The 10,865-nt window shown below is 45.3% G+C and carries 16 protein-coding genes; 15 read left to right on the top strand and 1 reads right to left on the bottom strand.

The features are described 5' to 3' along the window. The 7 genes from DXC51_RS29815 to DXC51_RS19590 all read left to right on the top strand — a co-directional run. On the top strand, window positions 1-289 hold a 289-nt coding region (locus DXC51_RS29815; RefSeq protein WP_207660867.1), incomplete at its 5' end, for a hypothetical protein. Between the two features lie 376 nt (window positions 290-665). Next, on the top strand, window positions 666-965 hold the full coding sequence (locus DXC51_RS19615; protein WP_117545212.1) for a hypothetical protein: 300 nt from the start codon (window positions 666-668) through the stop codon (window positions 963-965). Between the two features lie 84 nt (window positions 966-1,049). After that, complete coding sequence (locus DXC51_RS19610) at window positions 1,050-1,460, top strand: hypothetical protein (RefSeq protein ID WP_117545211.1); 411 nt, start codon at window positions 1,050-1,052, stop codon at window positions 1,458-1,460. 21 nt (window positions 1,461-1,481) lie between these two features. After that, window positions 1,482-1,622, top strand: a complete 141-nt coding sequence (locus DXC51_RS19605; RefSeq protein ID WP_117545210.1) for an XkdX family protein — start codon at window positions 1,482-1,484, stop codon at window positions 1,620-1,622. An 18-nt stretch (window positions 1,623-1,640) separates the two neighbouring features. Beyond that, window positions 1,641-1,907, top strand: coding sequence for a hypothetical protein (locus tag DXC51_RS19600; protein ID WP_117545209.1), 267 nt, complete (start codon window positions 1,641-1,643; stop codon window positions 1,905-1,907). Next, a complete protein-coding gene (locus DXC51_RS19595) occupies window positions 1,904-2,143 on the top strand; it encodes a hypothetical protein (protein ID WP_117545208.1) in 240 nt (79 codons plus the stop codon). Before DXC51_RS19600 ends, DXC51_RS19595 begins: the two co-directional genes overlap by 4 nt. A gap of 38 nt (window positions 2,144-2,181) precedes the next feature. Then, a complete protein-coding gene (locus tag DXC51_RS19590; RefSeq protein WP_117545207.1) occupies window positions 2,182-3,006 on the top strand; it encodes a GH25 family lysozyme in 825 nt (274 codons plus the stop codon). A gap of 46 nt (window positions 3,007-3,052) precedes the next feature. On the opposite strand, the gene DXC51_RS19585 is transcribed toward DXC51_RS19590, so the two are convergent. Beyond that, on the bottom strand, window positions 3,053-3,511 hold the full coding sequence (locus DXC51_RS19585) for a hypothetical protein (RefSeq protein WP_117545206.1): 459 nt from the start codon (window positions 3,509-3,511) through the stop codon (window positions 3,053-3,055). Window positions 3,512-3,724: 213 nt separating this feature from the next. Between DXC51_RS19585 and DXC51_RS19580 the strand changes: the two genes are divergently transcribed. The 8 genes from DXC51_RS19580 to DXC51_RS19545 all read left to right on the top strand — a co-directional run bounded on the left by DXC51_RS19580 (window position 3,725) and on the right by DXC51_RS19545 (window position 10,738). Next, window positions 3,725-3,904 carry a hypothetical protein gene (locus tag DXC51_RS19580; protein ID WP_117545205.1) on the top strand — a complete coding sequence of 60 codons (180 nt, stop codon included), beginning with the start codon at window positions 3,725-3,727 and terminating at the stop codon, window positions 3,902-3,904. 88 nt (window positions 3,905-3,992) lie between these two features. Beyond that, the gene (locus DXC51_RS29595; protein ID WP_181970140.1) at window positions 3,993-4,151 is read left to right on the top strand and encodes a hypothetical protein; all 159 of its coding nucleotides are present in this window, start codon (window positions 3,993-3,995) and stop codon (window positions 4,149-4,151) included. An 81-nt stretch (window positions 4,152-4,232) separates the two neighbouring features. Then, complete coding sequence (locus DXC51_RS19575; RefSeq protein ID WP_117545204.1) at window positions 4,233-4,574, top strand: hypothetical protein; 342 nt, start codon at window positions 4,233-4,235, stop codon at window positions 4,572-4,574. A 78-nt stretch (window positions 4,575-4,652) separates the two neighbouring features. Beyond that, window positions 4,653-4,856: a hypothetical protein gene (locus tag DXC51_RS19570; RefSeq protein WP_117545203.1), complete on the top strand. Its 204-nt coding sequence runs from the start codon at window positions 4,653-4,655 to the stop codon at window positions 4,854-4,856. Further along, on the top strand, window positions 4,853-5,548 hold the full coding sequence (locus DXC51_RS19565; RefSeq protein ID WP_117545202.1) for a type I-C CRISPR-associated protein Cas8c/Csd1: 696 nt from the start codon (window positions 4,853-4,855) through the stop codon (window positions 5,546-5,548). The genes DXC51_RS19570 and DXC51_RS19565 overlap by 4 nt, the downstream gene beginning before the upstream one ends. A 1,197-nt stretch (window positions 5,549-6,745) precedes the next feature. Continuing rightward, a complete protein-coding gene (locus DXC51_RS19555) occupies window positions 6,746-7,504 on the top strand; it encodes a SpoIIIAH-like family protein (protein ID WP_025491114.1) in 759 nt (252 codons plus the stop codon). A gap of 356 nt (window positions 7,505-7,860) precedes the next feature. Next, entirely contained in the window at window positions 7,861-9,018 is a 1,158-nt protein-coding gene (locus DXC51_RS19550) for a phosphopentomutase (protein WP_035321650.1), read from the top strand. A gap of 124 nt (window positions 9,019-9,142) precedes the next feature. Then, entirely contained in the window at window positions 9,143-10,738 is a 1,596-nt protein-coding gene (locus DXC51_RS19545; protein ID WP_021635763.1) for a peptide chain release factor 3, read from the top strand. Window positions 10,739-10,865: the final 127 nt, after the last annotated feature.

The following is a 10,865-nucleotide window of genomic DNA, read 5'->3' as shown; positions in this document are numbered from 1 at the left end:
TAACTTGGGCAACACATCATATATTCAGGCAGAACCTACATACCGAAGAGTTGCGGCTGAATTTGATGTATCCGATTGTAACAAGATATTATTCACCTGTAGGACAAGTGGATCTGCTATCTGGTTTATGGGAAGCAATGAATCAACTTATGTGATAAATACAGGTACTTCGTTAGGATTCTGTACTTCTTCCGCCAATGAAACAAAAGAGTATGATGTTTCTTCATATAAATATTTTCGTGTGGAAATGCTTGGATCAGGTATTGTACAAAATATAAAATTCTCTTAAAGTCCGCATTACCGCGCGTAAATAATGGTATTGGAGCCTGTATAATTGGTGCCGCCGCTATTGCAGGCCATCAGCTGGCAGGAGCTGATGGATACATTCCAAGCACACTGCGCACCGGTGCCAGAAGTATATCCCCCATTACAATACTGCAAGGCGCTAGAAATGAGAGCAGCTACAGGGATAATAATGGAATAGGCCAGGGTGGGATTGCCAGAGCATCGAGTTAGCAGATAGATTTCCTTGTATTCGCTGAAGTCGATGTTTTTTGTTGTCGTTCCGGAAAGCTCTCCAATTTTTTGCCACTGTAAATTCTGATTTAATCACCTTAAATCTACGTAACTGCAAACAAAATATCGTAAAAGAAAGGAAGAAGACCGTGAAATATAAGAAAAAGCCAGTAGTTATAGAAGCGTTCAAGTATGATGGAGACTTGAGGGGATCCGATGGAAAATATTACGTACCTGACTGGGCAGTGGATGCTTACGAAAAAGGAATCATGCATTATGGAGCGCTGAAGCCGGATGATCCGCCATGTGAACTGTTAATTGATACGTTGGAGGGAATTCATCATGTAAGCGTTGGTGATTACGTGATCAAAGGAATCGCAGGTGAGTTGTATCCATGCAAGCCAGATATATTTGAAGAAAGTTATGAGCTATATGATGCTGATTTCTGATTTACACAATAATCATTTGTTAACCAGTCCTCTTTTGAGGGCTTATTTTTATATCCGGAAAAACCGGAAGAAAGAGAGAAAACTATGAACAAATTAAGATTTTCCGACAACACAGAAATGGAAGTATTCGGCGTTTCCTGCGCCGGCAACATCCTGAAAATCAAAGTGCCTGGCACGGGCCTGGACACTCTGGTGTCAACCTTTAAGGACCAGGCAAAGCTTTCACCTCTGCGCTATTTTGAGGATAATGCGCTGCTCCGTGGCTACGCAGGGTACACAAAATTCGGCAGCATGGAGTACACTCCGAATGTGCTGCAGGAGATTGATTATGCAGTTGAGGACGTAACCACCGAGAGTGGCTTCCGCGAAGTCCATGCAGACATTGTTACGGTGGTCCTGGAAAAGGTTCCTGCAGTTTCCCTTGTGGCTGCGAAGACTGAGAAAAACACCGCGGATATTGATTACCTGGCAATGGAAACCGGCGTTGAACTGTAAAAAAGAAAAGGAGGAAAAACTATGTCAAAGAATTATGAAAAGGTAAAAACCTATTACAAAAGGAAACTGTGGGATATCGACCGTGTGTATTCCGCTGTAGGGAAATGGATTACAGCGGCGGAGTACCGGGAGATAACCGGGCAGGAATATCAGGCAGAATAATCCGGAGAGGAGAAAGTAATGAGTGAAGCAATTCTTTCCGCAGCGGTGACGCTGTTGGTATGCATGATTAACAATTATTATCAGATGCGAAAATCACGGGAGCAGCACAGTAAAACAATAGCGCTTGTGGAATACCGGCTTGATGAGCTTACAAAGCGCGTGGATAAGCATAATAATGTGATTGAACGCACCTACAAACTGGAAGAAGTGGCTGCGCTGCAGGAAGAAAAAATAAGGGTAGCAAATCGTCGAATTGAAGATTTAGAAAAGGAGAAAAAGGAATGAAAGAAATTAATTGGAAGAGAAAATTGACAAGCAGGAAACTGTGGACTGCGGTTGCAAGTTTTGTGAGTATGATGATTGTAGCTTGCGGCGGCCCGGAGAACCAGGCAACCCAGGTGACGGCGCTGATTATGGCCGGAGCAACGGTAATCGGATACATAATCGGTGAGGGCCTGACTGATGCGGCGGCAATCGGCATAGAAACAGAGAATACAGAAGTGGAGCAGGAGGGGGAGTAATTCCCCTTCCTTCCTATATATAGGGAAAGGATAAGGTAATGTGGAAAGGAATAGATGTTTCAGACAACCAGGATTCTATTGACTGGGCTGCTGTTAAGGCTGCCGGTGTAGACTTTGCTGTCCTGCGGTCTGTCCGGCATTCTGGAAAACCGGATAAACAGTTCGCGGCCAATGTGACAGGATGCAATTCACAAGGGATTCCATTTGAGGTCTACAAGTATACCTATGCACTCACTCCCACGCAGGCGGCAGTGGAAGCTCAGCAGGTAGTAGCGCTTTTACGCGCTCATGGCCTCACCTGCCGTGTTTGGTGGGACGTGGAGGACAATTCCCTGCGCGCTCTCAATAAGGGTGTCCTGACAGGCTTGATACAGTCTGCGGCGAATGTTATTATCGGCGCTGGTTACGATTTTGGAATTTACACGGGGAAGTCGTTTTATGAGGAAAGGGTATTTGACACCGCGGCGTTTGATTGCCCATTTTGGATAGCTCGGTATCCCAGCAGCGGATACTATGCTCTGGCAGATAATCCGCCCGCGGACAAGTACAAGCCTGCTCCATCACAGCCGCTGGTAGCTTGGCAATACACCAGCAAGGGACGCGTGGATGGTATCACAGGACCGGTGGACCTTAATGTCTGCTACATTCCGTTTTGGGAGACGCAGGCCCCGGAATATTACCTACAGGACATCTGGCACGGTACATCCATCAGTAAGGCCCTGGAGAGCATCGGGGAGGATGGATCCTACCAGCATCGGGCGCAGATAGCGGCGGCGAATGGTATTACTGATTATGCTGGCACGGCAGTTCAGAATACTCACATGCTTAATCTGCTCCGGACAGGCCAGCTCCGGAAAGTATAATTGCGACGTCGCACAAAAGAGGGGAGCAAGCCTCCCCTCTTTACATTTATTTCAATTCTCCCCGTATTTTCATATTGCCGTATATTTCCATAAAAGTTTGGAACGGCATTAAGTAAAAATGCGTACCAGACATTTTAAAATCAGGAATGGCGACCTCACCATACCTTGTTATTGGAGTGTATTCCCCAGGACATGAAATTATTTTTGCGCCTCTAGTTTTGCAGATATTGCGCAAATGTTCATTTGGCTCAACCTCAATCTGCCAAACATTGTGTCCATCAATTTCTTGCCGTATCTGCGAGACACGTATCTTGCCTTCTTTTGTTTTCAATCTATCAACAACCAATGTCATAGGTTTGTCATACGTATGTATGAAATCTTTTGCATACCACCCGCCACAGTTTTCTATGATGTTTTCTCCTGGTGACACCTGGATGCAATATACATCCTCAGGTGATACAAATGCACCAGTCATGCTAAATTCAAAATCATTTAAAATTTTCATATTTTCCTTCTTTCTCCCGACGCACCCCCGCCGGGTGGGGAATTATGTTCTGTGTTCCTTTTGATAATTCTATAATACACTATTCGTACGAATAACGCAATGGTAAAAGTAAACAAATCGTACGAATAAAAAATGTGAAAATCGTACGAATAATATAGTATGCCATTGAAACATTCGTACAAATAATGTAAGATAATAAAAAAGGAGGTGCTCATGGAAACTGTAAAGAAAAAAATATTATTTAACAAACCTGGAGGAACGGCAAGTAAAAATGCTATGATGGCAAGACTTACACTTCCCACAGAATTTGTAAAAGCGTTAGGCATCACTCAGGAAGAGAAAGAGGTGATTATATCATTAGAAGGTGAGAAAATTATAATAAAAAAGGCTTGAAATATTCGTACGAATAGTATATAATAAAGGTAGTTAAGGAAGAGCAAGCCTTAATGAATATCCGGGTAAGCGGAGGAAGGAGGAAAAAATGGATAACATGAATATGCAGGAAGCGTCAAGAGTAATTTTAGGACTCAGAGCAGCCGGTTGGAATGAAAAAGATATAAATGACTTCATCCTTTATATCGAAACCGGCGAAGAAAAATACAAGCCGACAGAAAAAAATAAGCCTACAGACACAGAGTAGGCAAGGAAGAAACAAGGGAGGGCGGGCTTGCCACCGCTCCCCCGTTCAAAAAAATTATAGCAAACAAATAGGAGATACGCAATGTATAATATATGGGGAATCAGATTTGATAATAGAGAATTTTCAATCGGAGAAGAAATACCGAAAAGCCATAGATGGGATGGTGGGATTGATACCGAGGAAGAGCTTTCAGGAACATGCGCGATATTTGTTTCTGACGAATCTGATTTTCTGGATTATTTAGACGGGAAAATTGAGGAAGTGAGCGGTGAACTTAATAATTATCGCGCCGCCTTAGAATCTGATTATCCCGGTAAACATATATATCTTGTAGCCATTGAATCCCGTTGGGGATGGGAATGGGGAGAGGATGAAGGCGAAATCATCATGAACGGCGCAGAAGTGGTGCGCCGGATAAAATAAAAAATAGGAAAGCGAGAATAAAAATGGAACATTATGACGTTTCAGAATCGCTTATGAAAAAATTGAAAGGGAAAAATTATGAAAAAAACAGTAGCCATTAATGGGATTCAATATAAGTTAATTTCCAATGAGCTTGTAGAAGTTACAAAAAACGGAGAAAGGTTGGGAGAAATTTTTATTAATTCCGGAGATTGGGAATTAATTGAGGGAGGAGTGGATCCGATAGCTGAAGCCTGGGAGGATGGAATCGGAAATGTTCTATCACCGGAGGGCTGGGGATGAACTATAAGGAGCTAATAAAGTTGTATGATAATAGCTGGAGGACCGGAACCGTTGCCCCAATAGCGCATACTATGACGCGGACAAAAATAGGTGTCCTCCTTTCTCCCAATGGCCAGTTGCTGGCCGCAAAGAAAATAGATGAAGTTATGCCGATCCCGTGCACGGTACAATCGGAGACCAGAACATCTAATATTGCTCCGCATGCAATCCATGACAATATTACGTATCTGTCAGAAACTCCGGGAAGAGAAAAGAGGTACATCGCTTATATGGATCAGCTGAGAAATTATCTTTCGGAAACAGATGATCTACTTGCATACGCCGTGTATAAATATCTTCGTCGGGGAACAATAAGGATGGAGTTGGCTCCCATCCTGACAAATATCCAGGCCTCAGAAGGAGCATGTATTTCATTCGCTTTGCCGGGAATGAAAACCACAATTTCTGAGAGTTGGATAGAGTGGTACACCAGTTATCTTCCCCAAAATGGGACGTGTGCGATAACTGGAAAACCGGATTATATACCGGACGCATACCCACGTAATATTAGATATGCATCAGATATGTCGCATTTGTTCGTGAAAGAGGAAGTCCAGTTGAATTGTATGGAAAATCTCACAGCAGGATATACGGCAGCGCAAAAGATCCTTCATGTACTTCAGTCCATGATATGGGCGGGGGAAGACTCTTGAAAAAGCTTCAATTTTATGCTATTATAATTATTGGTATCACCCCAAAATAGAAAAACCACCTGGATTCCGCCTAAAAAGTATCATAGGTAGTTTTTCTATTTTTATTTTTTGACTTGCAAAAAACAAAAATCTATGGTATTATCGACTTAACAGCAAAGGATGGTTTGCGATATGCCATATCCCACCAATTCTTGGGATATGTGGATTGACATTATTTTAATGTTATTTTTTACTTATCTGGGTGTATACCCTACTACGTACTACAGAAAAAGCGCTTCGGCGCTTTTTTTGTTTGCAATTTTATGCATGTTATAAGTTATTTATGCATATTTTTGAGGGATGCTATTCAGACAAAATTTTTTTATGATCAGAATTTAGAAAGTAATGCCAGCCGCCTAACCTACATCGAAGGAACCTTAACGTCGTCAGTTCAATATTTTAATTATCCATCAGGTTTCAATCAGGAGAATTGCATCGGAATGCTACTCTGCTACAGGAAAGACCATGATAGTAGATATCTGATTACGTCCGACTTGTCATTGAGAACCTCGGATATTAAGGTGAGCCGCGTTGCCGAAACAAATGTGTGGCAAGGGAAATTTTCAATTTTGCTCTATCGTTATAGGTAATGCCCGCTTTAATAAATCCCGTACAGGTAAGCCGCTGTATTATCGTTTGGAGTATCATTTTTAAGATATACGGTTGTATCATTGCCACCGTAATACGCATTTACGGAGCCTGTACCATCAGTATTACTGGATATCCTTTTATCCTGAGTAGTTAAGGTACGGAAAAGGGCTGTGGGTACGATACAGCTATTGTAATATGTTCCGGCTGCTGATACCTGCACCACCATTATCTGCCTATATGCAGATAAATTTTTTACAGTATATGCAGTCCAGCTCTTTGATTTTGAAGAGGCCAGTAAATCGGCGCTTCCTATTTTATCAATACTCTTTAAATTCTGATTTCCTAATATTATACATGTCTTCTAAATAGATGTTTATGCACGATATATGGAATATAATATCTGTTTTTACCTATTTATAAAGCGCAGAAAAAAGGATGTCGTTTTTTATCAGAAAAAATTGCAATATACATTAAATATACAAATCTTCCAAAGAGGCATAAAAATCGGCATCCTTTAATAAGATTAAAGTAGTTAAGATGAAATAGCAGAAAGCAGAGGGAACAGGAGTGAAGAATGTGTTGAAACGCAACCAAATAATGATTACGGCGCTGGCAATCATGATTGCAGTGGCAGGGTACCTGAATTTTGCAGGAACCAAGGCAGGAGAAGAGAAGCTTACAAGCGCGGATGCCGGAAACGCAGAAGAGGATATGACTGCTTTGCTGGATTTGTCAGAGGAAGACGTGGTGTCGGATATTGACAGTATGGATTCTGATCTGGACGGTGTGGCAGCGGCGGACTATCTGGATGCCCAGATGTCGGCGGATGCACAGGCCCAGGAAGCGGGCAGCGCACAGGTAGCGGTGGTGGCGGAAAATATGGATGAAGCGAGCGCGGAACAGGTAGCTGAGGAAGCGGACGTACAGAACGGCGAAGTACCCGGAGAAGCCGTATTTACAAGCTCTGCAGGAGTTACCTCCCTTGCCGGAGCCAAGCTGCAGAAGGAACAGACCAGAGCAAAAAATAAAGAAACACTTCTTGACATCATAAACAATACAAACATCAGTGAAGAACAGAAGCAGGACGCCATCAACGGCATGATAGCCCTTACCGACATGGCTGAAAAAGAAACCGCAGCTGAAATCCTTCTGGAAGCCAAAGGCTTTAACGACGTGGTAGTGAGCATCAGCGGCTCCGGCGTGGACGTGGTAGTCAATGCACCCAGCCTTACAGATGCCCAGAGAGCACAGATTGAAGACATAGTTACAAGAAAAACGGGAATTACCCCTGAAAACATAATAATCAGCCCTATTACCGGGAATTAATAAAGAGAAACGAAAAACAACCCGGCTGCATAATAGACAATTTTCGCAGCTGTTAAGTTCCTCCATATTCATAGCTTTATGAAAAAAGCTGCCCCCGGACACCCGCCGGAAAAAGATTTCCGACAGTAAATAGTGTACAATGCGGGGATTTGTGGTATAATCTTCGAACAGGGCAGAACCAGACGGATACGAAAGAGGGACCGGGCTGCTTGCAGGCCCGGTCCCTCTTTCGTATCCATCTGGCGAGCGAAGCGACCCAGAGAACACTCGTGTTCTCTGGGTTCTGCCCGTCCGCCCCCCGATCCCCCGCCCTTATCCCTTATCCCTTACATCTTTTTTGAAAGGAGCCCACCCCCATGAAAAGAATCTTCCTTTTCGTCCTTGACAGCGTAGGCATCGGCGCAGAACCCGACGCCCCCGAATACGGCGACGCCGGCACCAACACGCTCAAAAGCGCCGCCTCCAGCCCCTTTTTTCATATGCCCAACATGGAAAAGCTGGGACTCTTTAATATAGAAGGAATCGACTGGCATTCAGGCACAGATGCCCCCCTTGCCACAGTAGCCCGCATGCAGGAAGCCTCCAAAGGCAAAGACACCACCATCGGCCACTGGGAAATCGCAGGCATCTATTCAGGCCGTCCCCTTCCCACCTACCCTGACGGTTTTCCCGCAGAGCTTCTTGATGAATTCACCCGCCGTACCGGCCGCGGTATCCTCTGCAATAAGCCCTACTCAGGAACTGACGTAATCCGGGATTACGGAGACGAACACGTCAGGACCGGGAAGCTCATTGTCTACACCTCAGCCGACAGCGTGTTCCAGATAGCGGCCCATGAAGACATTGTCCCTCCCGAGACCCTCTACGAATACTGCCGCATTGCCCGCCAGATCCTCACCGGGGAACATGGTGTGGGCCGTGTCATCGCCCGCCCCTTTACCGGAAACAGCGGCAGCTATACCAGAACCACAGGCCGCCATGACTTTTCAATAGAGCCGCCGTCCGTGGATATGCTGGATCAGCTCAGGGACAACGGCAAAGACGTCATCGGCGTTGGCAAAATACACGACATTTTTGCAGGAAAAGGCCTTACCGAATATACCTACACCCAGGGAAACGAAGACGGCATCAACAAAACCCTTGCCTATATGGACAAAGAGTTTGAAGGCCTCTGCTTTATCAACCTGGTTGACTATGACATGCTTTACGGCCACCGCAACGACATTGACGGCTACGCCAGAGCCCTCACCTATTTTGATGAGCGCCTTCCCGAAATCCTCGGCAAAATGCAGGAGGACGATCTGCTCATGATCACAGCCGACCACGGCTGCGACCCCGGCTATACCGTCTCCACAGACCATTCCAGGGAATACACTCCCTTCCTTTTATATGGAAAGAGGATTGCGCCCCGCAACCTGGGAACCAGAAGCACCTTCGCGGACATCGGCGCCACGGTTCTTGATTATTTCGGAATCACCCCCGAATTTGAAGCAAAAAGCATGCTTCCCCACTAGCGCATGTCTGAAATTCATTCCCGCTGCCAGCATGCCTGTTCCGACTTGCCATGGAGGAATGATATACCGCATAAATAATGCCGGGATTTCCGGCTTAACATAACGTTTTGGAGGAAAGAAAAAAGTGAGCAACCTGACACAGGAAATCAACAGAAGAAGGACTTTTGCAATTATATCCCATCCCGATGCCGGAAAAACGACCCTGACCGAAAAATTCCTGCTCTACGGAGGAGCCATTAACCTGGCCGGAAGCGTAAAAGGCAAGGCAACCGCCAGACACGCTGTTTCCGACTGGATGGAAATAGAAAAGGAGAGAGGTATTTCCGTCACCTCCTCCGTATTACAGTTTGAATATGACGGATACTGCATCAATATTCTTGATACCCCCGGACACCAGGATTTCTCCGAGGACACCTACCGTACCCTGATGGCTGCGGATTCCGCCGTCATGGTAATTGACGGCTCCAAGGGTGTTGAGGCACAGACAAGAAAGCTTTTTAAGGTCTGCGTCATGCGTAAAATCCCCATCTTCACATTTATCAACAAAATGGACCGGGATGCCAATGATACCTTTGATCTTCTGGATGAAATCGAAAAAGAGCTGGGCATTGCAACCTGCCCCAAAAACTGGCCGATTGGATCAGGAAAAGGCTTCAAAGGAATTTTCGACCGGGATAAACGCTGTGTGATCATCTATTCCGATACGGAAAAAGGAACCAGGGAAGGCGAAGCCATGGAAATTCCTCTGGAGGAGGAAGACAGGCTCCGCGACTGCATCGGTCAGGAAGCAATGGACAAGCTGTTAGAGGAAATCGAGCTTCTTGACGGCGCCAGCGCGGAATTTGATTTGGAAGAAGTACAGAAGGGGGAACTGACCCCCGTATTTTTCGGATCAGCCCTGACCAACTTCGGTGTGGAAATCTTTTTGCAGCATTTCCTGGAAATGACCACCACCCCTCTCCCCAGAAGGGCGGATACGGGACTTATCGATCCTGTGGAAAATAATTTTTCCGCCTTTGTATTTAAAATCCAGGCCAATATGAATAAAGCCCACCGTGACAGAATCGCGTTCATGCGTATATGCTCCGGCAAGTTCGAGGCCAGCATGGAAGTAAAGCATGTGCAGGGCGGGAAGATAATGCGCCTTTCCCAGCCCCAGCAGATCATGGCCAGCGAACGGAAAATCCTGGAGGAAGCCTATGCCGGCGATATTATCGGCGTATTTGACCCCGGTATTTTTTCCATCGGGGATACCCTCTGCATGCCGAAGGAAAGCTTTGCCTACGAAGGCATTCCTACCTTTGCGCCAGAGCATTTTGCCAGGGTGCGCCAGGTGGATACCATGAAGCGGAAGCAGTTCGTGAAGGGAATTAACCAGATCGCCCAGGAAGGCGCCATCCAGATTTTTCAGGAATACAATACCGGTATGGAAGAGATTATTGTAGGCGTGGTAGGCGTCCTGCAGTTCGATGTGCTTAAATACCGGCTCAACAATGAATATAATGTGGAAATCAGGCTGGAACCCCTTCCCTATGAATATATCCGCTGGATAGAAAATAAGGACGAAATCGATTTGGACAAGCTGACCGGAACCTCCGACATGAAGAAGGTTAAGGATATGAGAGGCAACCCGCTGCTCCTTTTCGTAAATGAATGGAGCGTAGGGATGACATTAGACAGAAATAAAGGCCTGATTTTAACCGAATTCGGCCGCAACTGATAAAAAAGCAACGGCTTAAGACAGCCTGGGCAATTCTGCTATAAAAAGGACTACGGCACGACAAAACGCCAAAAAAGGGCGGAACGGGAAAGTGACAACAGCCAAAACGGCCACAATGGACAGGAGT

This window comes from Eisenbergiella massiliensis (assembly GCF_003435485.1).
This window is presented reverse-complemented; position numbering and strand designations above follow the sequence as displayed.

Coding starts and splice junctions, on each gene's coding strand:
- DXC51_RS19610 (WP_117545211.1), top strand. CDS start 1,050: ATGAACAAATTAAGATTTTCCGACAACACAGAAATGGAAGTATTCGGC.
- DXC51_RS19605 (WP_117545210.1), top strand. CDS start 1,482: ATGTCAAAGAATTATGAAAAGGTAAAAACCTATTACAAAAGGAAACTG.
- DXC51_RS19600 (WP_117545209.1), top strand. CDS start 1,641: ATGAGTGAAGCAATTCTTTCCGCAGCGGTGACGCTGTTGGTATGCATG.
- DXC51_RS19595 (WP_117545208.1), top strand. CDS start 1,904: ATGAAAGAAATTAATTGGAAGAGAAAATTGACAAGCAGGAAACTGTGG.
- DXC51_RS19590 (WP_117545207.1), top strand. CDS start 2,182: ATGTGGAAAGGAATAGATGTTTCAGACAACCAGGATTCTATTGACTGG.
- DXC51_RS19585 (WP_117545206.1), bottom strand. CDS start 3,511: ATGAAAATTTTAAATGATTTTGAATTTAGCATGACTGGTGCATTTGTA.
- DXC51_RS19580 (WP_117545205.1), top strand. CDS start 3,725: ATGGAAACTGTAAAGAAAAAAATATTATTTAACAAACCTGGAGGAACG.
- DXC51_RS29595 (WP_181970140.1), top strand. CDS start 3,993: ATGGATAACATGAATATGCAGGAAGCGTCAAGAGTAATTTTAGGACTC.
- DXC51_RS19575 (WP_117545204.1), top strand. CDS start 4,233: ATGTATAATATATGGGGAATCAGATTTGATAATAGAGAATTTTCAATC.
- DXC51_RS19570 (WP_117545203.1), top strand. CDS start 4,653: ATGAAAAAAACAGTAGCCATTAATGGGATTCAATATAAGTTAATTTCC.
- DXC51_RS19565 (WP_117545202.1), top strand. CDS start 4,853: ATGAACTATAAGGAGCTAATAAAGTTGTATGATAATAGCTGGAGGACC.
- DXC51_RS19550 (WP_035321650.1), top strand. CDS start 7,861: ATGAAAAGAATCTTCCTTTTCGTCCTTGACAGCGTAGGCATCGGCGCA.